Genomic DNA, 25148 nt, shown 5'->3' on the forward strand with positions numbered 1-25148 from the left:
CACCCGATCCTCCCCACCCATCACAAGGAGAAACCCATGCGACTCACCCGCACCCCCCTCGCCACCGCCGCGTTCGCCGGCCTCGCGACCCTGAGCCTCGCCGCATGCAGCGCGGACGCGTCCGGGTCCGCCTCCTCGGCCGGCGCCGAGGCGGGCGACGTCACCACCGTCACCGTGGGCGCCAGCCCCATCCCCCACGCGCAGATCCTCGAGTTCATCGACTCGGAGCTCGCCGCGGACGCCGGCATCGACCTCGAGATCGTCGAGTTCGACGACTACGTCCTGCCCAACGAGGCCCTCGCCTCGGGCGAGCTCGACGCGAACTACTTCCAGCATGTGCCGTACCTCGACTCGCAGATCGCGGACAAGGGCTACGAGTTCGAGCACGGCGCGGGCGTCCACATCGAGCCCTACGCGGCGTTCTCGCACACGTACGCCTCGATCGACGAGCTGCCCGACGGCGCCGCCATCGCCATCACCAACGACGTCGCGAACCAGCTGCGCGGCCTGCGCCTGCTCGAGTCCGCCGGCCTGCTGGTGGGCGTCACGGACGACTCGTCCGTCATCAACCTCACCGACGAGCAGAACCCGCACGGCTTCACGTTCGTGGAGAACCAGCCCGAGGTGATCGTCCAGCAGATCGACGACCCCGCGATCGACCTCGCGTTCGTCAACGGCAACTTCATCCTCCAGGCCGGGCTGTCGACCGACGACGCGCTCCTGGTCGAGGAGGTCGAGGGCAACCCGAACGCGAACATCCTGGTGTGGCGCTCCGACAACACCAACACGGGCGTCGAGGTCCTCGAGGAGCTCCTCCACTCGCCCGAGGTCGCGGACTTCATCCGTGAGACGTGGCCGTCGGGAGACGTCCTCCCGGGCGCCTGATCCCTGCCGGTCCCTTCGCGACGGGGACGATGCGCGGGTCGGGTGACCCGCGCATCGTCCCCGTCGCGTGTGACGGCGGACGCACGCGGGCACGAGCGTCGGAGGGGCGTGGCACAATCGCGCCATGCCAGGTACCAACCTCACGCGCGCCGAGGCCGAGGCCCGCGCCGCCATCGTCGACGTCGACACCTACACGGTCAACCTCGATCTCACCTCCTCGGACACCACGTTCCGTTCGATCTCGACCGTGCGCTTCACCGCCACCCCTGGTGAGAGCACGTTCATCGACCTCATCGCACCCGAGGTGCTGAGCATCACCCTCAACGGCGAGGAGCTCGACCCGGCCACGCACTTCGCGGACTCCCGCGTCACGCTGCCGCACCTCGCGGCGGACAACCAGCTCACCGTGGTCGCCGACTGCGTGTACATGAACACGGGCGAGGGTCTGCACCGGTTCGTGGACCCCGAGGACGGCGAGGTGTACCTCTACTCGCAGTTCGAGGTCGCGGACACGCGCCGCGTGTTCGCGGTGTTCGAGCAGCCCGACCTCAAGGCGTCGTTCGCGTTCACGGTGACCGCGCCCGAGCACTGGCACGTGCTGTCCAACTCGCCCTCCACCAAGGAGGCCGCGGACGGCACCGTCGAGGTCGCGAGGACCGCGCGCGGCAAGGCCACCTGGACGTTCTCCCCCACCACACGCATCCCCTGCTACGTCACCGCGATCGTCGCGGGGCCGTACCACGAGGTGGTCGGGACGGTGGAGAGCCGCAAGGGCACGCTGCAGGCCAACGTGTACTGCCGGAAGGGCCTCGCGCCGTACCTCGACGCGGACGTCATCCTGGACGACACCCAGAAGGGCTTCACCTTCTACGAGGAGAAGTTCGAGACGGACTACCCGTTCGAGAAGTACGACCAGATCTTCGTGCCCGAGTTCAACGCGGGCGCCATGGAGAACGCCGGCTGCGTGACGTTCCTCGAGGACTACGTGTTCCGGTCCAAGACCGCACAGGCGCGCGTCGAGCGCCGCACCGTCACCGTGCTGCACGAGCTCGCGCACATGTGGTTCGGCGACCTGGTCACCATGAAGTGGTGGAACGACCTGTGGCTGAACGAGTCGTTCGCCGAGTTCGCCTCGACGCTCGCGACCGCCGAGGTCACCAAGTACACGAACTCCTGGGTGACGTTCAACGCGCTCGAGAAGTCGTGGGCGTACCGCCAGGACCAGCTGCCCTCGACGCACCCGATCATGGCCGACATCCGCGACCTCGAGGACGTCGAGGTCAACTTCGACGGCATCACCTACGCCAAGGGCGCGTCCGTGCTGCGCCAGCTGGTCGCGTGGGTGGGCCAGGACGAGTTCTTCGCCGGCGTCGCCGAGTACATGCGCAAGCACCACCACGCGAACGCGACGCTCAACGACCTGCTGGTCGAGCTCGAGAAGGCCTCCGGCCGCGACCTGTCCGGTTGGTCGGACGTGTGGCTGCAGAAGGCGGGCGTCACCACGCTGCGCCCCGAGATCGCGGTGGACGATGCGGGGGTCATGACCTCCTTCGCCGTCACCCAGGAGGTGCCGGCCGAGTGGCCCACCCAGCGCCCGCATCGTCTCCGCGTCGGCGGCTACGACCTCGCCGTGAACGACGAGGGCGACGAGGTCCTCGCCCAGACGTGGTCCGTCGAGGTCGACATCGACGGCGCGCGCACCGAGATCGCGGAGCTGGTCGGTCGTGAGCGTCCCGCGCTGGTGCTGGTCAACGACGGCGACCTCGCGTACGCGAAGGTCCGCCTCGACGAGGCGTCGCTCGCGACCGCCGTCGAGCACGTGTCGAAGTTCACCGACCCGCTGGCCCGCTCGATGGTGCTCGCCGCGGCGTGGGACATGACCCGCGACGCGGAGATGCCCGCGCGCCAGTACATCGACCTGGTGCTCAAGAACATCGGCGCGGAGACGGAGTCGACCACGGTGCTGGTGCTGCTGCGCCAGCTCGCGACCACCATCTCGCTGTACGTCCACCCCACGCACACCGACGAGGTGCAGGCCTATGCGGCGCGCGAGATCTGGAAGCTCATCATGGCGGCCGAGGCGGGCTCGGACAGCCAGCTGCAGTTCGTCAAGGCGTTCGCGTCGCTCGCGTGCGTCGACTCGATGTTCGACACGGTGCAGGCGCTGATCGACGGCAAGCTCCAGCTCGACGGGCTCACCATCGACACCGACCTCACGTGGGACCTGCTCATCTCGCTGGTCGCCGGCGGGCGGGCGTCGGAGGTCGCGATCGAGGTGCAGCTGACCAAGGACGCGACCGCGTCCGGCCAGCGTCGCGCCGCGCATGCGCGTGCGGCGATCGCCACGGCCGCGGCCAAGCGTGCGGCGTTCGACGCGCTGGTCAATGCGGAGACGGACCTGCCCAACGCGCTGCAGTACGAGACCATCGCCGGCTTCAACCACGCCCACGACCTCGACCTGCTGATCCCGTTCGTCGACGAGTACTTCGGCGCGCTGCGCCGCATCTACGCCGAGAAGACCAACGAGATCGCCGCGAACCTCATCGAGGGCCTGTACCCGGTGGAGCTCGCGGGCCGCGTCGCGGACCTGCAGGACAAGGCGTTCGCGTGGCTCGAGGCGAACCCCGACGCGCACGACGCGCTCAAGCGCCTGGTGCGCGAGGGCTCGGACGGCGTGCGGCGTGCGCTGCGCGCGCAGGGGGTGGACCTGGCCTACCAGGGCTGAGCCTGTCGCCCCACCCAGGGCTCACCCCAGCCCAGGCGCGCTATGGGGAGCTCAGCGACGCTTCTGACGGATCCGGAGCGCCTGTGGGGAACTGAGTGACGGACGGCCGTCCGCCGTCCGGGCCGGCCACCTGTCGCTCAGCTCCCCATAGGAATCGAGGATCGCGAGAAACCGTCACTGAGTTCCCCGTAGCGCGCGGCACGCGCCCGGACTGCCAGACTTGAGTCATGCCCGGTCTGAACCTCACCAAGCAGGAGGCCGCGGAACGCTTCGCGACCGTCCCGCACGCCAGCTACGCGATCACGCTCGACTTCACGGGCGCCGGCGACACGTTCCGCTCCGACACCACGGTCACGTTCGACGCGACCCCCGGCGCGACCACCTTCATCGAGTCGACCGGCGCGTCGATCGACCTCATCGAGCTCAACGGCGAGCCCCTGAGCCCCGAGACGCATCGCGACGGGCGCATCGAGCTCGCGCACCTCGACAGCACCAACACCCTCCGCGTCGCCGGCGACTTCCGCTACCGCAACGATGGCCAGGGCATCCACCGGTTCGTCGACCCCGCGGACGGCGAGGTCTACCTCTACAGCCAGTTCGCCGCCAATGACACCCGCGCGGCGTTCGCATGCTTCGACCAGCCCGACATCAAGGGCGAGTTCACCTTCACCGTCACGGTGCCAGCACACTGGACGGTGGTGTCGAACTCCCCCACCCCGGAGCCCGAGTCCCGCGACGACGGCACGGCCACCTGGGCCTTCGCCCCGACCGTCGCGATCCCGAGCTACGGTGCCGCGATCATCGCCGGCCCGTACGCGTACCACGAGGGCGAGCTCCACGGCGTGAACGGCCCGATCCCCGCCCGCGTCTACGGCCGCCCCAGCCTCGAGCAGCACTTCGACGGCGACCGTGTCCTCGCGGACACCCAGGCCGGCATCGAGCTCTACGAGCGCGTGTTCCAGACCCCGTACCCGTACGACAAGTACGACCAGATCTACGTCCCCCAGTACAACCTGGGCGCGATGGAGAACATCGGCTGCGTCACCATCTCCGAGGACAGGCTGCTGTTCCGCGGCCGCGCGACCGCCGCCGAGCTCGAGTTCCGCACCGTGGTGGTGCTGCACGAGCTCGCGCACATGTGGTTCGGCAACCTCGTCACCATGAAGTGGTGGGACGACCTCTGGCTCAACGAGTCCTTCGCGGAGTTCATCGGCACGTGGGCCGCCGCGGAGATCTCGGAGTGGAAGGACTCGTGGGTGACGTTCGCCGCTGACCGCAAGTCCGTCGCCTACGTCCAGGACCAGCTCCCCACCACGCACGCGATCGTCACCGAGGTGCCCGATACCGAGGCGACCGTGTCCGCGTTCGACATGATCACGTACGCGAAGGGCGCCTCGGCGCTCAAGCAGCTCGCGCAGTACGTGGGCGAGGACGCGTTCTTCGGGGGCGTCGCGACGTACCTGCAGCGCTACCACCACGGCAACGCGACCCTCGCGGAGTTCCTGGCCGAGGTCGAACGGGCCGCGGGCCGCTCGCTCGCCGGGTGGGCCGAGGTCTGGCTGGAGACGCCCGGAGTCACCACGCTCCGGCCGGTGATCGCGGTGGACGATGCGGGGGTCCTGACCCGCCTCGCCGTTGCCGAGGACGTGCCGGCCGAGCACCCCGTGCCGCGCCCGCACCACGTCGAGATCGCGGGCTACGCGTGGAGCGACGGCGCCTTCGCACGCGAATGGACCGTCCCGGCCATGGTGGGCGGCGACCTCGCCGAGATCCCCGAGGCCGCGGGCCACGCGCGCCCCGACCTCCTGCTGGTCAACGACCGTGATCTCACCTACGCGAAGCTCCACCTCGACGACGTGTCGCTCGCCACGCTCGAGCAGCACATCGGCGCCGTCACCGACCCGATGGCGCAGGCCACCGTGCTCGACGCCCTGTGGCACATGACCCGCGACGGCTCGCTGCCGGCGCAGCGCTACATCGACGCGGCGCTCACGCTGCTGCCCCACGTGCGCAACTCCGCCACCGCGCGCTCGCACCTGGACCTCATGGTGGTCGCGCTGCGCCGCTACCTCGCCCCCGAGCTGGTCGCGGACGTGACGGCGGCCGCGGCGGAGCGGTTGTGGACCGCCCTCGCGGCCGCGGAGCACGGCTCGGACATCCAGCTCCAGCTGCTCAAGGGGTATGCGCAGGTCGCGGCGACCACGGAGCAGGCGCTGCGCCTGCGCGCGCTCGTCGAGGACTCCGCGGAGATCCCGGGCGTCACCGTCGACTCCGATCTCACGTGGGACCTGCTGGGCGGCCTCGCCGCGGCGGGCGGGATCGACCTCGAGGAGGTCGACCACTACGCGTCGCGCGACGTGTCCGCGGCCGGTCAGCGTCGCGCCGCGGGCGTGCGGGCCGCGATCGCGCGCGTCGACGCGAAGCGCGCCGCGTGGGACGCGCTCGCACGACCGACGCACGGCCCCGTCGTCAACGCGGTCCAGTTCGAGATGGCCTCCGGCCTCGCCCGCGCCGTCGACCCGGCGCTCCTCGCGCCCCTGCTCGACGACCTCCTCGCGAGCCTGCGCGGCTACTACGACGCCAACGCCGGGTTCGTGGGCGCCCGCGTCGCCCGACTGGTGCTACCGGTCGCGCTGGCGGGTCGCGTCGACGGCCTCGCCGGTCGCCTCGAGTCCTGGCTGGCGGAGAACGCCGACGCGCCGAGCGTGCTCCGCAAGGTGATGGTCGAGGGCCTCGACCACGTGCGCCGTGCGCAGGTCGCGCAGACCGTCAGCCGGATGGCGACCCCCTCCTGAGGGGAGACGGGACGATGCGGCGGGCGCCGCATCGTCCCCCGTCGCCCGGGCGGGCGGCTACGACCGCGCGCTCTTGATGGCGCGGAACAGGCGCCGCACGCGCGGGTGCTCGAAGAGGTCGTCGAGCAGGACGGGAACGCCGTTGCCGTCGGTGACGGGGACGCACCAGTTGGGGTACTCGGTGTCGGTGCCGGGCATGTTCTGCGCGCGGCGCTCTCCCACCGCGTCCGTCACCGAGACCCCGGTGAGGAGCGCGGGGCTGTCGAGGACCCAGCGGTGGAGGCCCGCGATGAGGTCCTCCTCGTTGTAGTCCTCGAGGATCCAGCCGCGCTCGAGCATCACGTCGATGAAGGCCTGGCGCTCGCGCTCCGCCTCGGCCTGAGCGTCCTCGACGCTGCCGCCGCCGAGCATCCCCAGCTCCGCGCGCAGGCGCACGTGCTCGCCGGCGAGGTACGCGCCGGTGGGCGGGAGGTCGTGCGTGGTGACGGCGGCGAGCGTGTCCGGCCGGTAGTGCTCGGGCAGGCGTGGCGAGCCGTCGTCGTGCCGCTCGAACCAGGTGATGGACGTGCCGAGCAGGCCACGCTCGTGCAGGTAGTCGCGCACCCACGGCTCGACCGTGCCGAGGTCCTCGCCGATCACGATCGCGCCCGCACGCTCCGCCTCGAGCGCGATGATCCCGATGAGCGCCTCGTGGTCCACGTAGACGTAGACGCCGTCGACGGGGATGTGGCCCTGCGGGACCCACCACTGGCGGAACATGCCGAGCACGTGGTCGATGCGCAGGGCGCCGGCGTTGCGGACGGCCGCGCGGACCATGTCGCGGAACGGCAGGTAGGCGGCGGTCTCGAGCGCGCGCGGCTGCCACGGCGGGATCGACCAGTCCTGGCCCAGCGCGTTGTAGAAGTCCGGCGGGGCGCCCATGCTCATGCCCTGGGCGAGGACGCGCTGGTAGGACCACGCGTCGGCGCCCTCGGGGTGCACGCCCACCGCGAGGTCCATCATCACGCCGATGCTCATGCCTGCGCGCGTGGCGGTCGACTGCGCGTGGGCCAGCTGCTCCTCGCAGATCCACTGCAGCCACGCGTAGTAGAGGACGCGGCCGGAGTGCTCCTCGCGCCAGCGCACCACGGCGGGCGACGCGGGAGACTCGAGCTCCTCGGGCCACGGCAGCCCGCGGTGCGCCTCCGCGATCGCGCACCACGTGGCGAAGTCCTCGAGCGCCGACCCCTCGCGCAGGCAGAACGCCTCGAACAGCGCCTCGCGGCCGGCGGAGCGCGGCGCGCGGAACACCTCCTCGAGCGCGGCGGACTTGAGTCGCCAGATCGCGTTGCGGTCGAGCAGCTCCGCGGTGTCGTTGGTGCGCTGCGGGCGCTCCGCCTCCCAGGCGAGCACCGCCCGCTGCTGCGACGGCAGGTAGGCGACCTCGGGGATGTCCTCGACCCGGATGTACAGGGGCGACATGTACCGCTTCGAGGTGGGCAGGTACGGCGAGTTCGCGATCGGCGCGACGGGCTCCGTCGCATGAAGCGGGTTGATGAGGACGAAGTCGGCCTCCGCGCGCGCCTTGCCGAGCGCGCACAGGTCCGCGAGGTCGGCGAGGTCGCCGATCCCCCACGACCGCTCCGAGCGCAGCGAGTACAGCTGCAGCGTCAGGCCCCAGGGCCTGCGCGCGACCACGTCCTCGGGGAGGGTGACGCGCGGCGGGGTCACCACCACGTAGCCGCGCGCCTTGCGACCGGTGGTCTCGCCCTCGATCACGTGCCAGCCGAGCGGCAGGTCGCCGGGGATCTCGAAGGTCGCCCGGCCGATGGTCTGGGACCCGACCTCGCGCGGCGGAACCCACCGGTCCAGCTGGGCCAGGTCGCGGGTCGCGCCGGACTCCAGCCGGAGCGTGAGCGCGACCGGCTCACCGTCGACCACGTGGGCGGGGATCTCACGCGGGTCGCCGGCGCGCACCACCGTGACCGGCGGCACCAGTCGGGACCATGCGAGGTCCTCGAGGTCGGCGAGAGCACCCTCGCATGCGCGGTCCGACGAGGCGTCGAGACCCATCGCGGTCAGGGCGGCGCGGATCGCCGCCGCGGAGCACTCCGTGCGGGTGCCGTCGATCGCGAAGTACTCGACGGAGACGCCGCACGCGCGTGCGAGTGCGACGAGGGACTCGGACGGGGCCTCGCGCTCGACCTCCGGCGCATCGATCACAGTGCAATCCTGCCAGATGCGAGGGCGGATAGGGCGAGCGCCGCGCGCTCGCTACTCTGTTGGAGTGCTGACCTTCGCGACCTCGCCCGAGCCCTCCCCCTCGCCGACGCTCGAAGGCCCCGCCGGAGACGTCCAGAACCTGTGGGAGGACCTCACGTCCGACACCAGCGGGCAGTTCCTGGGGCTGGGCATCGCGATCCTCCTGCTGGTGATCGCGTGGTTCGTGGGCCGTGCCGTCATCCGGGGCATCGTGCTCGGCATCGAGAAGGGCACGCCGCTCGATGGCCGCGCACGCCGCGCGCTGCGCAAGGCGAAGATCAAGGTCGCGGAGCCCGACACGATGGAGCTGCGGCTCGAGGGCGAGCGGCGCAGGCAGCGCGCCAAGACCATCGGGCGGGTGCTCAACTCCACGCTTCTGGTGATCCTCATCACCATCGGGGTCACCACGCTGCTGTCGATGATCGGCGTGCCCGTGGCGCCGTTGATGGCGTCCGCGGGTGTGGTCGGCGTCGCGCTCGGCTTCGGCGCGCAGTCGCTGGTCAAGGACGTGCTCAGCGGCGTGTTCATGCTGCTGGAGGACCAGTACGGCGTGGGCGACGTGGTCAACCTGGGCGAGGCGACGGGCTCGGTCGAGGAGGTCGGTCTGCGCTGCACCAGGCTCCGCTCGCTCGACGGCACCGTCTGGTATGTGCCCAACGGCGAGATCACCCGCGTGGGCAACATGACGCGCATGTGGTCGCGCGCGCTCGTCGAGGTGCGGTTCGCGTACGACACCGACATCGAGGCCGCGCGCGAGGCCATGATCGACGCGGTCAAGGCGGCGCAGGACAAGCACAAGAAGGTGGCGGCCGCGATCCTGGGCGAGGCCGAGGTCGCGGGCATCGAGTCGCTCGAGTACAACGCGGTGATGCTGCGCCTGCTGGTGCAGACCAACCCGGCCGCGCAGTGGGACGTCCAGCGCGAGGTGCGCCACGAGATGCGCCGCATCTTCGCCGAGCGCGGCATCGAGCTCGCCGTCCCCGGGGAGGCCATGGTGGTCGACGCCGGCTCCAGCCGCCGCCCGCTCCACGACTCCGCGCGCCCCGCAGGGGACGAGCAGCCCGTCGATCAGGACGGCCGTCCGCTGCCCCCGCCCAACGACGGGGACGACGAGTGAGCACCCCCGGCATGAACGTGGGCGCCGGTCCCACGCAGGAGCAGGGACAGTCCTTCTTCGACGCGGTGGGAGGCCACCCGACGTTCGACGCGATCGTGCGGGCGTTCTACGAGGGAGTCGCCGACGACCCTGTGCTGCGACCGATGTATCCCGAGCAGGACCTGGAGGGCGCGATCGAGCGCCTCACCCTGTTCCTCGAGCAGTATTGGGGCGGCCCCACCACGTACTCCGAGCAGCGCGGGCATCCGCGGCTACGCATGCGCCACGTGCCGTTCAAGGTCAACCCCGACGCGCGCGACCGGTGGATCGCGCACATGCGCGAGGCGGTCGCCCGCCAGAACCTGGCGCCGCTGCACGCCGTCACCCTGATGGACTACCTCGAGCGCGCCGCGCATTCGATGGTCAACACGTTCGACGCCACCGAGGAGGCCTGATGCCCGCGACCGAGGACACGTGGGCGGAGTCCGCCCTGCGTGAGGGACTCGCCTGCCTGGATCTGCGCCGGTCGGGCGACACGAGCTTCGAGGGCGACTCGCTGCCGATGCCCGGCGGCCGCGTGTTCGGCGGTCAGGTCCTCGCCCAGGCGCTGCTCGCCGCGGGCGCGACGGTCCCCGAGGACCGCTTCGCGCACTCCCTGCATGGCTACTTCCTGCGGGCCGGCGACGCGGCGCACCCGATCCAGTTCGAGGTCGAGGTGCTGCGGGACGGCCGCTCGTTCTCGGCGCGCCGCACGCACGCGCTCCAGGACGGCCGGCCGATCCTGTCGATGATCACGTCCTTCCAGGTCGAGCAGGACGGGCCCGAGCACTCCGTCACGATGCCGGAGGTGCCCGGCCCCGACACCGTCCGCTCCGGGATCGAGGTGCTCGCACCGTTCGCCGGCCACCCGTCCGCGGACTTCTGGCTGACCAAGGCGCCGTTCGACGTGCGCCACGTCGAGGGCTCGCTGTTCCTGGGACCCGACAAGCGTCCCCAGCAGTACCAGACGGCGTGGATGAGGTTGCGGGGGCCGATCGACGGCTCCGATCTCATGCACCGCGCGCTCCTCGCGTTCGGCTCCGACCAGGTCATGCTCGAGCCGCTGCTGCGCCGCCACGGCGCCTCGTGGGTGACGCCCGACATCTCGTTCGCGAGCCTCGACCACGCCATGTGGTGGCACCGCCCCGCCCGCGCCGACGAGTGGCTCCTCTTCGTCCAGGACTCCCCCACCGCGCAGGGCGGGCGGGGCCTCACGGGCACGTGGATCTTCTCCGAGGACGGCCGGCTGGTCGCGTCTGCGGCCCAGGAGGGCATGATCCGGCTGTAGCCGCGCCCGCTCTAGCAGGGACGATGCCCGGTTCGGGCATCGTCTTTTGCATGTAAGCAATTATTTCGATTCGATAACAAAGCGCGTCCCGATTGGACAGGACCACGGTCCCGGTTGTTACGGTCGCAGGGCCGTTCCCACTGGCAAGCGCCAGTCAAGGGAACGTCAATGACCAGCCAAAGGCCTCCTGGTGCCGCCCTCCCCTGGGCGATGCGCCGGAGTGTTAGTAGCGGCGCTCACGCGCTGCCCGGCGGGCCCGTGATTGCCGTCCGACGGCTGCGAGTCCCCTCGCTAGCCGAGGCCCTTGCGCACCTGAGACTCCAGGAGCTGAGGACCATGAACGACGACACGATCGCCCTGCGCGCCGACGGCCTGTACAAGGTCTTCGGGCGCCACGCCGACGAGGCGGTGATCCGGCTGCACCAGGGCACCCCGCGCGACCAGCTGGGCCACGGCACCACCGCGGCCGTCATCGACGCCTCGTTCGAGGTGCGGCGCGGCGAGATCTTCGTGGTGATGGGGCTGTCCGGATCGGGCAAGTCCACCCTGATCCGCATGCTCAACGGCCTCCACGAGGCGACGGCCGGCACCGTGGAGATCGGCGGCGAGCGCATCACCGACATCGCGCCCAAGCGCCTCCGGGAGATCCGCCGTCAGCGGGTGTCGATGGTGTTCCAGCACTTCGCGCTGCTGCCCCACCGCACCGTGCTCGACAACGTCGCCTACGGCCTCGAGATCCAGGGCGTCGCGAAGGCGGAGCGCGAGGCGAAGGCCCGTGAGGTCACACAGATCGTGGGGCTCGCCGGCTGGGAGGACAAGCTCCCCGGCCAGCTGTCGGGCGGCATGCAGCAGCGCGTCGGCCTCGCCCGCGCGCTGACGGCGGATACCGATGTGCTGCTCATGGACGAGGCCTTCTCCGCGCTCGACCCGCTGATCCGGCGCGAGATGCAGGAGCAGTTGCTCGATCTGCAGGCGACGCTGGGCAAGACCATCATCTTCATCACGCACGACCTCAACGAGGCCATGTTCCTGGGCGACCGCATCGCGGTCATGCGCGACGGCCGCATCGTCCAGGTGGGCACCCCCGAGGAGATCCTCACGGATCCCGCGAACGAGTACGTCGAGCAGTTCGTCCAGGACGTCGACCGCACCCGCGTGCTCACCGCCGAGTCGGTGATGCGCAAGCCCCGCGCGGTGGTGCATCCGACCGCGGGCGCGCGCGGCGCTCTCCAGGTGATGCGCGACGAGCAGCTCTCCGCCGTCTACGTCACGCAGCGCGACCGCACGCTGATCGGCTGGGTGTCGGACCGCGACGCCCTCGACGCCGTCCGCCGCGGCGAGCGCTCGCTCGAGCGGATCGTGCGACCCGACCATGGAGCCGTCGCGCACGACACCCCGCTCGCCGAGCTCTTCATCCCCGCGCTCGAGGCGCAGCTGCCGCTCGGTGTCACCGACGCGCGCGGCCGCCTCGTCGGCGTGGTGCCCCGTGTCACGCTGCTCGCCACGCTGGGCGGCGAGCCCGAGGCCGACGCGCAGGCCTCGCCCCGACCCGACCCTCTCCCGGCCGCCGTGGTCGATCGCGCCCTGGAGGCCGCCGTCGACTCGGGTGCTCTCGAGACCAAGGAGGCCATCTGATGGACTTCCGCATCCCCTTCGGCAGCTGGGTCGAGGCCGGCCTCGACTGGATCGAGGACAACCTCGATTGGCTGTTCGACCTGCTCGCCGCCGTCTACGTCGCGCTCTACGACGCGGTGGTGTGGGTGGTCGCCACCCCGCCCGCGGTCGTCGTGATCGCGGTCCTCGCCGTGCTCGCGCTCGCCGCGCGCGGGTGGCGGTTCGGGCTCGGCACGGCGCTGGGCCTGCTGTTCATCGTGGGCGTCGACCAGTGGGACAACGCCATGGAGACGCTCGCACTCGTCGTGGTCGCCGCGTTCCTCGCGATCGTCGTCGCCGTGCCGCTGGGCATCTGGGCGGCACGCAGCGACCGCGTCTCCGCCGTCATCAAGCCCGTCATGGACTTCCTGCAGACCATGCCCGCGTTCGTCTACCTCATCCCCGCGATCGGACTCTTCGGCATCGGCGTCGCCCCCGGCATCTTCGCGACCGTCCTGTTCGCGCTGGCGCCCGGTGTGCGCCTCACCGAGCTCGGCATCCGCGGTGTCGACCGCGAGGTGGTCGAGGCCGGTCAGGCCTTCGGCTCCACCCCGGGTCGCATCCTGCGCCAGATCCAGCTGCCGCTCGCGATGCCGTCCATCATGGCCGGCATCAACCAGGTGATCATGCTGTCGCTGTCGATGGTGGTCATCGCCGGCATGGTCGGCGCCGGCGGTCTCGGTGGCGACGTGACCAAGTCCCTGTCGGCGCTCGACACCGCGCTCGGCTTCGAGGCCGGACTCTCGGTGGTGATCCTCGCGATCATCCTCGACCGCTTCACCGGCGCGTTCGGGATGAAGCGCGGGCTGCACCTCATCAGGCGCCTTCGCGCCCGCGGAAGGGCCGACGACGCGGCGACCACCGCATCGTCCCCCGGCGCGACCGCGCCCTCAACGGCCCGCGACACCGTCGCGGCCTGACGGACCTGGCGGCTTCTGAGGGAGCCGCGCGCACCCCGCCCCGACCGATGGGCGGCCGGTGCTCACGGCGTGGGGAGACTCCGCGCGCCGGGAAAGGAAACACTCATCATGAAGATGCGCTCCTTCGCGCCCTTCGCCCTGGCGGCCGGCGCGGGCCTCGTGCTCGCGGGCTGCTCCTCCTCCGAGGCCGACTCCGACGCGGCCGCGTCGGGCGACGCCGCGACCGGCGGCGAGCTCACGCTCGGCGTGTTCAACGGCTGGGACGAGTCGGTCGCCTCGTCGCTGCTGTGGCAGGCGGTGCTCGAGGACCAGGGCTACGACGTCACCCTCGAGTACGCCGACCCCGCCCCCACCTTCCAGGCGCTCGCCGACGGCGACTACGACCTGGTGACGGACGTGTGGCTGCCCGTGACCCACGCCGACTACCTCGAGAAGTTCGGGGACGACATCGAGGAGCTCGGCGCCTGGTTCGACAGCGCGGCCCTCACCGTCGCCGTGAACGCGGACGCGCCCGTCGATTCGCTCACGGACCTCGCGGAGCACGCGGACGAGTTCGGCGACACCATCGTGGGCATCGAGCCCGGCGCCGGACTCACCGGCGCGGTCGAGAAGGCCATCCCGGTGTACGGCCTGGATGACATGGACTTCGTCACCTCGTCGACGCCGGCGATGCTCGCGGAGCTCGACTCGGCCATGGCCGACGGCGAGAACATCGTCGTGACGCTGTGGGAGCCGCACTGGGCGTACGGCGCGTACGACCTCAAGAACCTCGAGGACCCCGAGGGCACGCTGGGCGACGCCGAGTCGATCGTCACGTACTCGCGCTCCGGCCTCGGCGAGGACTTCCCCGACGTCGCGCGGTGGCTGTCCGACTTCACCATGGACGCCGAGCTGCTCTACGACCTCGAGAACCAGCTCCAGGCCGCGGATTCCGAGTCCGACCACGAGTCCGTGGTCGAGGCGTGGATCGCGGAGCACCAGGAGTGGGTGGACTCGCTCACGGCGTAGTCCCCCCGCCCACGCGCGGTATGGGGAAGTGATCGACGGTTTCGGCGGGTTCGCGCGTCCTGCGGGGAAATCATCGACGGCGCGGCACCTTGACGGTGCCGCGCCGTTGTCGCGTCTCAGCGCGGAGGAGTGCCCGGTCGGCGCGCCGGCGTCTCAGCGCCGGCGGAACGCTACGGGCTCGTCGAGGTGCGGGCTCCACGCCTCGCGCTCGGCGTCGGTGAGGCGGCGCGGCCGCTGGGCCTCGGAGTCGATCAGCACCAGCGTGGTGGCGGCGCGCGCGTACAGCACGGGCTCGGGCTCGCCCGCCGGGGACCACACCTCGTAGCAGATCTCGATGCTCGCTCCCCCGAGCCTTCCGATCCACAGCTGCACGTCGAGCGGCCTGCGGAGGTACGGGATGGGTTCGAGGTACTCGATCTGCTGCGCGGCGATCAGGGTGATGGTCTCCGCGTCGGGGCCGCCGGCGATGAGGGCGGTGTGCGGGACGTCGTGCTCCTCGGCCGCAGAGCGGTCCGCCCAGAAGACCCGGATGCGGGCCTCCTCGAGCAGGCGCAGCATCTCCGCGTTGTTGACGTGGCCGTAGGCGTCGAGGTCCGACCACCGCAGCGTGATCGGGACGTGGATGCGGGTCATGGGACTCACGCTAGCGCGGCCGGGAGCGCCGACGGCCCCACGCCTCGTCCGAGACGCAGGGCCGTCGATGAGTTCCCCACAGGAGATCCGGATCTCCCGAGACCGTCGGTCACTTCCCCCTAGCGCGCGGCTCGGGTGGTACCGACAGCGGCGGGGGTCAGTCGCGCGTGAGCTTCCGGTACGTCACGCGGTGCGGGCGGGCGGCGTCCGCGCCGAGGCGCTCGACCTTGTTGGCCTCATAGGACTCGAAGTTGCCCTCGAACCAGAACCACTTGGCCGGGTCCTCCTCGGTGCCCTCGTACGCGAGGATGTGCGTCGCGACGCGGTCGAGGAACCAGCGGTCGTGCGAGACCACCACGGCGCAGCCGGGGAACTCGAGCAGCGCGTTCTCCAGCGAGCCGAGCGTCTCGACGTCGAGGTCGTTGGTCGGCTCGTCGAGCAGGAGGACGTTGCCGCCCTCCTTGAGCGTCAGCGCGAGGTTGAGGCGGTTGCGCTCACCACCCGACAGGACCCCGGCGGCCTTCTGCTGGTCCGGGCCCTTGAAGCCGAACGCGCTCACGTACGCACGCGACGGCATCTCGACCTTGCCGACGTTGATGTAGTCGAGGCCGTCGGACACGACCTCCCACAGCGACTTGTGCGGGTCGATGCCGCCGCGGCTCTGGTCGACGTACGACACCTGGACCGTCTCGCCGACCTTGAGCTCGCCGTCGTCGAGGGGCTCGAGGCCCACGATCGTCTTGAACAGCGTGGTCTTGCCGACGCCGTTGGGGCCGATGACGCCGACGATGCCGTTGCGTGGCAGCGAGAAGCTGAGCCCGTCGATGAGGGTGCGGTCGCCGAAGCCCTTCTTGAGGTTCTTCGCCTCGATGACCGTCGAGCCCAGGCGCGGGCCCGGCGGGATCTGGATCTCCTCGAAGTCGAGCTTCCTGGTGCGCTCGGCCTCCGCGGCCATCTCCTCGTAGCGGGCGAGGCGGGCCTTCGACTTGGTCTGGCGGCCCTTCGCGTTGGACCGGACCCACTCGAGCTCCTCCTTGAGGCGCTTGGCGAGCTTCGCGTCCTTCTTGCCCTGGACCTGCAGGCGCTCCTGCTTCTTCTCGAGGTAGGTCGAGTAGTTGCCCTCGTACGGGTAGAGGCGGCCGCGGTCGACCTCGCAGATCCACTCCGCGACGTGGTCGAGGAAGTAGCGGTCGTGGGTGACCGCGAGCACGGCGCCGGGGTACTTGGCGAGGTGCTGCTCGAGCCACAGCACGGACTCGGCGTCGAGGTGGTTGGTGGGCTCGTCGAGCAGCAGCAGGTCGGGCTTCTCGAGAAGCAGCTTGCACAGCGCGACGCGGCGGCGCTCGCCGCCGGAGAGGACCTTCACGTCGGCGTCGGGCGCGGGGCACCGGAGCGCGTCCATGGCCTGCTCGAGCTGGGCGTCGAGGTCCCATGCGTTGGCGTGGTCGAGCTCCTCCTGCAGCGTCCCCATCTCCGCGAGCAGGGTGTCGAAGTCGGCATCCGGGCTCGCCATCTCCTCGGAGATCGCGTTGAAGCGCTCGAGCTTGCCGTAGATCTCGCCGACGCCCTCGCGGATGTTGCCGATGACGTCCTTGTCCTCGTTCAGCGGCGGCTCCTGCATGAGGATTCCGACCGTGTAGCCGGGGCTGAGGCGCGCCTCGCCGTTGGACGGCTCCTCGATGCCGGCCATGATCTTGAGGATGGTCGACTTACCTGCGCCGTTGGGGCCCACCACGCCGATCTTCGCGCCCGGGTAGAACGCCATCGTGACGTCATCGAGGATGACCTTGTCACCGTGCGCCTTGCGCGCCTTCTGCATGGTGTAGATGAACTCTGCCACTGCTGCTCCGTCAGTTGTCCTGTGCGGGCGCGCGGGCGCCCGGATGCCGCCCCCTAGCCTACGGGAGGACGGTGGGGCGGCGAGGTCGGGCGGCCCCGCGCGGCCCGCTCAGGACACGGCGGCGGCCTCCTCCTCGTCGGCGTAGGTGCCGGGCTCCTCGTCGCCGTCGGGCCGCACGGTCTCGAACGCGGACGCGTCGAGCTCGCTCGCGGGCTCCGCGTCCCCCTCATGCGCGGCGGCTATCGCGCTCGCGGCGGGGCTGGCGTCCGCCGCGGTGAGGCTCGCGTCGCCGATGGCGCGCGCGAACTCCTTGACCCAGCCGCGCGTGCAGTCCGGCCCGACCGCGTTCGCGTCGATGATGTGGTCCACGCGCGGCCCGTCCTTCGCCTCCCACGTGCTGGTCCGCAGCCTGCCGGTGACCACCACCGGCATGCCCTTCTTGATGGACTTCTCGACGGTGACGGCCGCGGAGCGGAACGTCCGTACGGTGAACCACTCGGTGACCCCGTCCACCCACGCGTTCTTGTCGCGGTCGAAGTACCGCGGCGTCGACGCGAGCCGGAACGATGTGAGCGCGAGGTCGCCCTGGCCCACGAACAGCTTGGCGTCCGACGCGACCCACCCCGACACGGTGATGATCAGCTCGTTCATGCTCTCCTCCCTGCGCCGCACGGTGCGGCTTCCCCCAGGGTGGGGCGGGCGGGAGGGACGATGCGCGGGCCGGGTGAGAACCGTGGAGCACCCGCCCGCGCGGAGGGGCTGGGGACATCGGCGCACCCTTCGCGCGGCAGGGTCACCCGTCGCGGTGCCGGCGCTCCTGCTCGCGCTCGACGGGCGCCCAGATGTCCGCGGGCAGCGGCTCCTCCGGCGCCTCGGCGACGGGGAGCACGGGCTCGACCGGCGCATCGTCCTCCCGCTCGGGCACCCCGGCGGGCGCGGCGGCGCGCGCGATCACCGTGAGCTCGTCGAGGTTCCGGTACGCCTGATGGATGAGCTGCGTCGGGCGCACCATCCCCGGCTCGAGCGCGCCCGCGATGGCCTCCCGACCGAGCCGCAGCATGTCCTCGCGCACCGCGCCCGCGCGCGAGCGGCGGCGTCCGAACGGCGCGCGGCCGGCCTCGGGCCACGTCACGGACTCGAGCGCGCGGTCGACCAGCGTGGTGAGCTCGTCGGCCGGGGCGACGGCCTCGCCGATCACGATCCGCCACTGCACGGGCAGCCCCTCGGACGCGGCGTCGATCCAGTCGAGCCGCTCCCGGTCGACCACCTCGAGGCGCAGGGGCTCCTGCGCGGGCACGCTCGCGCCGCGCCCGGACACGACCGCGGCGGCGGCGTCGGCACGCGCGTCCACGCCCGCGGCCTTGGCGAGCGCGGCCGCGATCTCCGCGACGTCGGGGAGCACCGGCTCGGCGTCACGCGCGAGCGCCCGCTCCAGCGTGCGGCCCGCGTCGACCAGGTCCGCGGCCACCGCGTCGGCCGCGACGGACCTCGCCTGGACGGCGCCCTCGAGCTCGGCACGCAGCACGTCGACGCCCTGACCGGTGCGCGCGCTCAGGGGCATGACGGGCACGGAGTGCATGCCGTCCTCGGCGAGCAGGCGCTGCAGGTCGCGCGCGACCTCCCAGCCGTCCTCGGTCGACAGCCTGTCGACGTGGTTGAGGACCACGAGCGACGGCTGGCCGGACGCGGACGCCTGGCGCAGGTAGCCCTCGTGGATGGCGTTGTCCGCGTACTTCTGGGGGTCGACCACCCACAGCAGCAGGTCCACCTGCGGCACGATCGCGTCGACGACCGCGCGATGCTCGGGATTGACCGAGTCGTGGTCGGGAAGGTCGAGCAGCACGAGGCCCGCGAGCGCGGGGTCGGGCATGGTGCCCATCGCGTCGTAGCGGCGCAGGCGACGCTCGGGCAGCACGCCGATCCAGTCGAGCAGCGCGTCCGCGCGCTCCTTCCCCCAGACCGCGGCGCTGGCATCCGCCGTGGTGGGGCGCGAGACGCCCGGCACCGCGAAGTCGACGCCCACGAGCGCGTTGAACAACGTCGACTTGCCCGAGCCTGTGCCGCCCGCGAGCGCCACCACGGTCCAGTCGATGCCGAGTCTCAGGCGCTCCTCGCACCGGTCGACCGCCGCGTGGAGCTCGTCGCGGATGGGCGCGGGGATGGCCTCGCGCGCCCAGTCGAGCGAGGACCGCAGCCGGTCGACGCGCTCGCGCAGCACCGTGGTCTCGTCGTGCGGGGGCAGGGAGTCGAACTTCACGCTCACAGCAGCCCCCTCAGCTCGGCCCGGCGCAGGCGGATCTTCGCGGACGAGTCTGGCATCAGCGACGGGATGTCGGTGGGGCGCATCATGTCGAGCGACTCGCGGTTGACGCAGTGGCGGCGGGCGGCGTCGAGCTCCGCCCGGGCCTCGTCGACCGCGGCGCCCACGGCCTGCGGCGAGGTGAGGATCATGAGCGCGGTGCGCGCCTCCTCGATGCCGAGCGCGGCGGAGGCGAGCGCCGTGGTGAGGCCAGGTTCGCCGATCACCTGGATGCCGGTCTCGACGCCCGGGAGCTGGAGCACGATCTCCTGGCAGCGGTGCGCCCAGCGGCGTGACGCGTCCGCGGCCTGGCGCTCGCGCGCCTGGCGGGCGTCGCGCGGGTCGCGACGCTCGGCGAGCCACGGGCCCACGCCCGTCTCGGCGCGCCGGAGCGCGTCCTCCATCGCGTCCGCGACGGACGATGCGGCGAAGACCAGGCGCGATTCGACGGCTTCCAGCAGGTCGCGATAGATGGCGTGGAGCACCTCGTCGCGCTGCTCGCGGGCATGACCGCGGCGCACCCACATGCTGTTGCGGAGCTTGAACAGCGCGCCGCCGTCCGCGGTGGCCTGCTGCCAGCGCGCGGTGAGCGCGCCCGTCGCGATGGTCTCCCACCACCGCTCGCCGCCCTCGTGGGAGACCTGCGCCGCCGCTCGGCGCACCTCGGAGCGGACATCCTTGGCCGCGGCGGACTGGTCGTCCATCGCCTCGGCGAGCGTCTCGAGCCACTCCTTGAGGGACTCGGCCGCGCCGTGGAGGGTGCGTTCGACGATCGTGGTCGCGGACGCCGCCGCCACCGAGTCGAGCCAGCGCCCCAGGCCGCCGACCACGTCGCGCGGCACGATCGACTGGCGGTTGGGCGCCTCCGGGATGACGAACAGCGGCAGCGCCTCGAGGTGCTCGCTCGCGAGGCGCGACACCAGCTCGCGCCTCACCTGCGCGGCGACGTCGACGGTGACGCGGTTGAGGACCACCGCGATCGACGCGCCGCGATCCGCGCCCGCGCGCAGCGCCTCCCACGGCACGGCGTCGCCGTAACGTGCGGCCGTCGTGACGAAGATCCACAGGTCCGCGGCCTCGAGCATGGTGTGCGCGATGTCGCGGTTCTCGCCGCTGATCGAGTCGAGGTCGGGCGAGTCCACCAGCGCGAGGCCGCGCGGCACCGCCTCCGTGGCGATGACCTTGCAGCGCTGCGCGACGTCGGTGAGCACCGACGTGTCGAGCGGGTGGTGGAACAGGTGCGGCACGCGGGTGGTGGGACGCAGCACGCCCGACGGCGTGAGGTCCTCCCCCACCAGCGCGTTCACCACGGTCGACTTGCCCGCGCCGGTGGACCCGGCGACCACCACGATCGCCGGCGACGCCTCCTCGCGCACGCGCGGGATGAGGTGGTGGTCCAGCTGGTCGAGCATGCGGCGGATGGTGGCCCGCGCGTCCTCGACGCCGGCGACCGGGAGCGGCAGCTGCACGCCGGCGACGACCTTGCGGGTGTCGACCAGGGCATCGAGAAGATTGCCGGGGTACGACCACGTCTTGATGGGTCGCAGGCTCATGCGACGCCGCACCCGTTCCGGAACATGCGTCCCAGGGTAGCGCGGAGGTCTTTACCAGGCGGCACAGGCACGTGTCGCGCCACCGGACCGAGCGCGGACCGCACCCCCAGTACCCTGGTCCCGGCGTGCGAGCGCCGCCCGCCCCCGTAGCTCAGTGGATAGAGCGCCGGACTTCTAATCCGTTGGTCGCTGGTTCGAATCCAGCCGGGGGCACCCGCCCAGCAGGCGCCGCCCACCCGGCCCGCGCATCGTCCCGCGGCGCTCGTCGCGAAACCGGGACCCGACCGCACCCAGGTCCCGGGTGCGCGACCCGATCGCCCACTAGCCTTCTGATCAGGCAGGTACGACCCCCGATCAGCGCGCCCCGGAGCGCCGAGAGCGCGCGGGACAGGATGGACGATGCGCATAGGAGTCCCCGCGGAGACGCGCCAGGGCGAGCGGCTGGTCGCCGCGAGCCCGGCCTCGGTCGCGCAGCTCATCAAGCTCGGCTACGACGTGGTGGTCGAGGCCGGCGCGGGCACGCAGGCGAGCTTCCTCGACGCGCAGTACGAGGACGCGGGCGCGACCCTGGTCACGGCGCAGGAGGCGTGGGGCGCGGACATCGTGACCTGCGTGAACGCGCCCAAGCCGGGCCAGATCCGCCTGCTCACCCCGGGATCGACCCTCGTCGCGACCATGGCGCCCCACTCCCACGACAAGCTCGTGGCGTCGCTCGCCAAGCGCGGCGTCACCGCCCTCGCGCTCGACGCCGTGCCGCGCATCTCCCGCGCGCAGGCCATCGACGTCCTCTCGACCATGTCGAACGTCGCGGGCTACCGCGCCGTCATCGAGGCGGCCGAGCACTACGGCGGCATGTTCACCGGCCAGGTGACGGCCGCCGGCAAGACCGCCCCGGCCACCGTGTTCGTCATCGGTGCGGGCGTCGCCGGCCTCGCCGCGATCGGCGCCGCGTCCAGCCTGGGCGCGCAGGTGCGCGCGTTCGACGTGCGCCCCGAGGTCGCCGAGCAGATCGAGTCGATGGGCGGCACGTTCGTGTCCGCCCCCGAGGCGCAGCAGGAGATCAGCGCCGACGGCTACGCGAAGCCCCTCACGGAGGCGCAGCAGGCGGCGGCGATGGACGTCTACGCCGCGGAGGCCGCGAAGGCGGACGTCATCATCACCACCGCGCTGGTGCGCGGCACCGCGCCCACCACCATCACCGCGGACGTGGTGGCGGTGATGCGCCCCGGCTCCGTGATCGTGGACCTGGCGGCGTCGGGAGGCGGCAACTGCGCGCTCACCGTGCCGGGCAAGACCATCACCAGCGACAACGGCGTCGCCATCGTCGGCTACACCGACCTCACCAGCCGCATGCCGCGCCACACGTCGACGCTGTTCGGCACCAACATCGTGCACCTCATGGCGCTCCTCACCCCGGGCAAGGACGGCGCGCTCGTGCTCGACCTCGAGGACCCGGTGCAGCGCGGCATGACCGTCGCGCACGCGGGCGAGGTGATGTGGCCGCCACCCCCGGTCGCGGTGTCCGCGGCGCCGGCTCCGGCGGCCGCGCAGGGCCCCTCCGACGAGGAGCTCGCGGAGAAGGCGCGCCTCGAGCGCGAGGCGGCCATCGCCAAGGCCAAGCGTCGGAACTGGCTGTACGGCGCCGGCGCGCTGGCGGCGCTGCTGCTGCTCGCGTTCTCCGACACCGACACCGTCAAGCACCTCACGGTGTTCGCGCTCGCGGTGATCGTGGGCTTCTACGTCATCTCCAACGTCAAGCACTCGCTGCACACCCCGCTGATGGCTCAGACCAACGCGATCTCCGGCATCATCCTGGTGGGCGCGCTCCTCCAGATCGGCTCCGCGGACCCGGTCGTGTCGACCCTGTCGTTCATCGCGGCAGCGGTCGCGAGCATCAACATCTTCGGCGGCTTCCTGGTGACGTACCGGATGCTCGGCATGTTCAGGAAGGACGCCTGATGACCCTCACCTCGCTGGCCACCGCGATCTACGTGATCGCGGCCGTCCTCTTCATCCTGTCGCTCGCGGGCCTGTCCAAGCAGGAGACCGCGCGCCGCGGCAACATCCTCGGCATGGTCGGCATGGGCCTCGCCCTCGCGGCGACCGTGGTGCTCGCGCTCCAGCGGTCCGAACGCGACGCGTGGGTCACCGCGCTGCTCATCGCCATGGTGTTCGCGATCGGCGCCGGCGTGGGCATGTGGCGCGCCCGCACGGTCGAGATGACCCAGATGCCCGAGCTCATCGCGATGCTCCACAGCTTCGTTGGCCTCGCGGCCGTGCTCGTGGGCTTCAACTCGTACCTCACCGAGGAGGCCGACGCCGTTCACCAGGTCGAGGTCTTCCTGGGCGTCTTCATCGGCGCGATCACCTTCACCGGGTCGATCGTCGCGTACCTCAAGCTGTCCGCCCGCATGAAGTCCCGCCCGCTCACGCTTCCCGGCCGCAACCTCCTCAACCTGGGCGCCGTGGTCGCGAGCGCCGGCCTCATGGCCTGGTTCATCGCCACCAACTCGATCACCCCGCTGCTCATCATGACCGCGATCGCGCTCGCGCTGGGCTTCCACCTGGTCGCCGCGATCGGCGGCGGCGACATGCCCGTCGTCGTGTCGATGCTCAACTCGTACTCCGGCTGGGCCGCCGCCGCGGCCGGCCTCATGCTCGAGAACGACCTCCTCATCATCACCGGCGCGCTCGTCGGCTCGTCCGGTGCGATCCTCAGCTACATCATGTGCAAGGCGATGAACCGCGCGTTCGTCTCCGTCATCCTGGGCGGCTTCGGCGCCGAGGGAGGCGCCGCATCGTCCACCGCCACCGAGCAGGGCGAGCACCGCGAGGTCAAGGCGGCCGAGGCCGCCGACATCCTGTCCGCCGCCCGGTCCGTGGTGATCGTGCCCGGCTACGGCATGGCCGTCGCGAAGGCGCAGTACCCGATCGCGGAGATGGTGCAGAACCTGCGCGGCCATGGCGTCGAGGTGCGGTTCGGCGTCCACCCGGTCGCCGGACGCCTGCCCGGCCACATGAACGTGCTGCTGGCGGAGGCGAAGGTGCCGTACGACATCGTGCTCGAGATGGACGAGATCAACGAGGACCTCCCCGAGACCGACGTGGTGCTGGTGATCGGCGCCAACGACGTGGTCAACCCCTCCGCGATGGAGGACCCGGGCTCGCCGCTCGCCGGGATGCCCGTGCTCGAGGTGTGGAAGGCGAAGCAGTGCATCGTCTTCAAGCGCTCGATGGCCACGGGCTACGCCGGCGTGCAGAACCCGCTGTTCTTCCGCGAGAACTCGGCGATGCTGTTCGGCGACGCGAAGGCGCAGGTCGAGGCGATCCTCACCGAGCTGCGCTCGCGCGAGGGCGCCGCGGTCTGACGCTCAGGCGTCCACGGCCTCGCGGGGGGACGATGCGGCGGTCGCCCGGGCGGGCAGGCGCAGCCCTCGCGTGAGCAGGGTGATCGCCAGGCTGATCTCCCACACGAAGATGGGGACGGCCGCGAGCGAACGCGCCGTCGTGATCTCGCCCTGGAGCCCGAACATCACGGTGAGGTTCGACGCCGTCACGAGGATCGCGCCCGCGATGCCGAGCGCCGGGATCCACCGCGGCACGGCCCGGAGCCGCCACAGGACGGTCGCGAGCACCACGGTGTGCACCCCGACCACCAGGCCGGCGCCCACGAGGAACGTGCCCGAGTAGAGCTCGCGCAGCGCGATGCCGGCCGCGCCGCCCGCCTCCCCCGCGTCGCGCAGCGCGACGAGCGCGATCACGGAGACCGCGCCGATGAGGATGACGCCTGCCTCGAGACCGCGCAGCGCCACATAGGCCCGCGCGCCGACGGGCGCATCGCGGCGGAGCAGCGGATGCAGGAACAGCGCGGTGCCGACCACCGCGAGCGCGAGCACCACGTCGAGAAGCGCGCCGAGCAGCTGCGGCGCTCCCGAGCCGTCGCCCGTCAGCCAGGCGTCGTCGGTGATCATGCCGCCGTAGAGCATCACGGCGGCCACGGACGTGACGTGCGTGACGAGGTAGAGCGCGCCGGCTGCGCCGGCCATGCGTCGTGCGGTGGTCATGAGGTTCCCCCTTCGCGGTGGCGGCTCGCGCCGGGTGTACGGCGTACACCTTGGTTGCTGCCAGGCTAGGGTGTACGGAGTACACCGTCAAGGGTTCGCGACGAGGAGG

General features: G+C 71.5%; 18 protein-coding genes and 1 tRNA gene. 12 read left to right on the forward strand and 7 right to left on the reverse strand.

Annotated features, from left to right (window positions below):
- The first annotated feature begins 36 nt into the window (after nucleotides 1–36).
- The 3 genes from AOM01_RS01085 to pepN (AOM01_RS01095) all read left to right on the forward strand — a co-directional run bounded on the left by AOM01_RS01085 (nucleotide 37) and on the right by pepN (AOM01_RS01095) (nucleotide 6405).
- Complete coding sequence (locus AOM01_RS01085) at nucleotides 37–885, forward strand: MetQ/NlpA family ABC transporter substrate-binding protein (RefSeq protein ID WP_062287724.1); 849 nt, start codon at nucleotides 37–39, stop codon at nucleotides 883–885.
- A 124-nt stretch (nucleotides 886–1009) separates the two neighbouring features.
- The gene (gene pepN / locus AOM01_RS01090; protein WP_062287727.1) at nucleotides 1010–3610 is read left to right on the forward strand and encodes an aminopeptidase N; all 2601 of its coding nucleotides are present in this window, start codon (nucleotides 1010–1012) and stop codon (nucleotides 3608–3610) included.
- Nucleotides 3611–3837: 227 nt separating this feature from the next.
- Entirely contained in the window at nucleotides 3838–6405 is a 2568-nt protein-coding gene (gene pepN / locus AOM01_RS01095) for an aminopeptidase N (RefSeq protein WP_062287730.1), read from the forward strand.
- Between the two features lie 57 nt (nucleotides 6406–6462).
- Here the strand turns inward: pepN (AOM01_RS01095) and malQ are convergent, their stop codons facing one another.
- Complete coding sequence (gene malQ / locus AOM01_RS01100) at nucleotides 6463–8607, reverse strand: 4-alpha-glucanotransferase (RefSeq protein ID WP_062287732.1); 2145 nt, start codon at nucleotides 8605–8607, stop codon at nucleotides 6463–6465.
- A gap of 64 nt (nucleotides 8608–8671) precedes the next feature.
- On the opposite strand from malQ, the gene AOM01_RS01105 reads away from it, so the two are divergent.
- The 6 genes from AOM01_RS01105 (at nucleotide 8672) to AOM01_RS01130 (ending at nucleotide 14650) form a co-directional block, all read left to right on the forward strand.
- A complete protein-coding gene (locus AOM01_RS01105) occupies nucleotides 8672–9763 on the forward strand; it encodes a mechanosensitive ion channel family protein (RefSeq protein WP_062287735.1) in 1092 nt (363 codons plus the stop codon).
- An 11-nt stretch (nucleotides 9764–9774) separates the two neighbouring features.
- Nucleotides 9775–10197 (forward strand): globin, encoded by a 423-nt coding sequence (locus tag AOM01_RS01110; RefSeq protein ID WP_062287738.1) that lies wholly within the window; start codon nucleotides 9775–9777, stop codon nucleotides 10195–10197.
- Nucleotides 10197–11069 (forward strand): acyl-CoA thioesterase, encoded by an 873-nt coding sequence (locus tag AOM01_RS01115; RefSeq protein ID WP_062287741.1) that lies wholly within the window; start codon nucleotides 10197–10199, stop codon nucleotides 11067–11069. Before AOM01_RS01110 ends, AOM01_RS01115 begins: the two co-directional genes overlap by 1 nt.
- Before the next feature lie 336 nt (nucleotides 11070–11405).
- Entirely contained in the window at nucleotides 11406–12704 is a 1299-nt protein-coding gene (locus tag AOM01_RS01120) for a quaternary amine ABC transporter ATP-binding protein (protein ID WP_062287744.1), read from the forward strand.
- A complete protein-coding gene (locus AOM01_RS01125; protein ID WP_062287747.1) occupies nucleotides 12701–13642 on the forward strand; it encodes an ABC transporter permease in 942 nt (313 codons plus the stop codon). Before AOM01_RS01120 ends, AOM01_RS01125 begins: the two co-directional genes overlap by 4 nt.
- A 108-nt stretch (nucleotides 13643–13750) precedes the next feature.
- On the forward strand, nucleotides 13751–14650 hold the full coding sequence (locus AOM01_RS01130) for a glycine betaine ABC transporter substrate-binding protein (RefSeq protein ID WP_062287751.1): 900 nt from the start codon (nucleotides 13751–13753) through the stop codon (nucleotides 14648–14650).
- A gap of 153 nt (nucleotides 14651–14803) precedes the next feature.
- Here AOM01_RS01130 and AOM01_RS01135 read toward each other — a convergent pair whose 3' ends face one another.
- The 5 genes from AOM01_RS01135 to AOM01_RS14300 form a co-directional block, all read right to left on the reverse strand.
- Complete coding sequence (locus tag AOM01_RS01135) at nucleotides 14804–15283, reverse strand: acyl-CoA thioesterase (RefSeq protein ID WP_062287754.1); 480 nt, start codon at nucleotides 15281–15283, stop codon at nucleotides 14804–14806.
- Nucleotides 15284–15440: 157 nt separating this feature from the next.
- A complete protein-coding gene (gene ettA, locus AOM01_RS01140; RefSeq protein ID WP_062287757.1) occupies nucleotides 15441–17123 on the reverse strand; it encodes an energy-dependent translational throttle protein EttA in 1683 nt (560 codons plus the stop codon).
- Nucleotides 17124–17231: 108 nt separating this feature from the next.
- Nucleotides 17232–17774, reverse strand: a complete 543-nt coding sequence (locus AOM01_RS01145; RefSeq protein ID WP_062287760.1) for a single-stranded DNA-binding protein — start codon at nucleotides 17772–17774, stop codon at nucleotides 17232–17234.
- 142 nt (nucleotides 17775–17916) lie between these two features.
- Complete coding sequence (locus AOM01_RS14555) at nucleotides 17917–19386, reverse strand: GTPase (protein WP_169746493.1); 1470 nt, start codon at nucleotides 19384–19386, stop codon at nucleotides 17917–17919.
- Nucleotides 19383–20975: a dynamin family protein gene (locus AOM01_RS14300; RefSeq protein WP_062287766.1), complete on the reverse strand. Its 1593-nt coding sequence runs from the start codon at nucleotides 20973–20975 to the stop codon at nucleotides 19383–19385. Before AOM01_RS14300 ends, AOM01_RS14555 begins: the two co-directional genes overlap by 4 nt.
- 140 nt (nucleotides 20976–21115) lie before the next feature.
- Between AOM01_RS14300 and AOM01_RS01160 the strand changes: the two genes are divergently transcribed.
- The 3 genes from AOM01_RS01160 to pntB all read left to right on the forward strand — a co-directional run bounded on the left by AOM01_RS01160 (nucleotide 21116) and on the right by pntB (nucleotide 24343).
- Nucleotides 21116–21188, forward strand: a tRNA-Arg gene (locus tag AOM01_RS01160).
- A 186-nt stretch (nucleotides 21189–21374) separates the two neighbouring features.
- On the forward strand, nucleotides 21375–22934 hold the full coding sequence (locus tag AOM01_RS01165) for a Re/Si-specific NAD(P)(+) transhydrogenase subunit alpha (protein ID WP_062287768.1): 1560 nt from the start codon (nucleotides 21375–21377) through the stop codon (nucleotides 22932–22934).
- Nucleotides 22934–24343 carry a Re/Si-specific NAD(P)(+) transhydrogenase subunit beta gene (gene pntB / locus AOM01_RS01170; RefSeq protein WP_062287770.1) on the forward strand — a complete coding sequence of 470 codons (1410 nt, stop codon included), beginning with the start codon at nucleotides 22934–22936 and terminating at the stop codon, nucleotides 24341–24343. Before AOM01_RS01165 ends, pntB begins: the two co-directional genes overlap by 1 nt.
- 3 nt (nucleotides 24344–24346) lie before the next feature.
- On the opposite strand, the gene AOM01_RS01175 is transcribed toward pntB, so the two are convergent.
- Complete coding sequence (locus tag AOM01_RS01175) at nucleotides 24347–25039, reverse strand: DUF4386 domain-containing protein (RefSeq protein WP_062287772.1); 693 nt, start codon at nucleotides 25037–25039, stop codon at nucleotides 24347–24349.
- Nucleotides 25040–25148 lie beyond the last annotated feature (109 nt).

Origin of the sequence: Demequina phytophila, assembly GCF_000971135.1 — a bacterium.
GTDB classification, from domain to species: Bacteria; Actinomycetota; Actinomycetes; order Actinomycetales; family Demequinaceae; genus Demequina; species Demequina phytophila.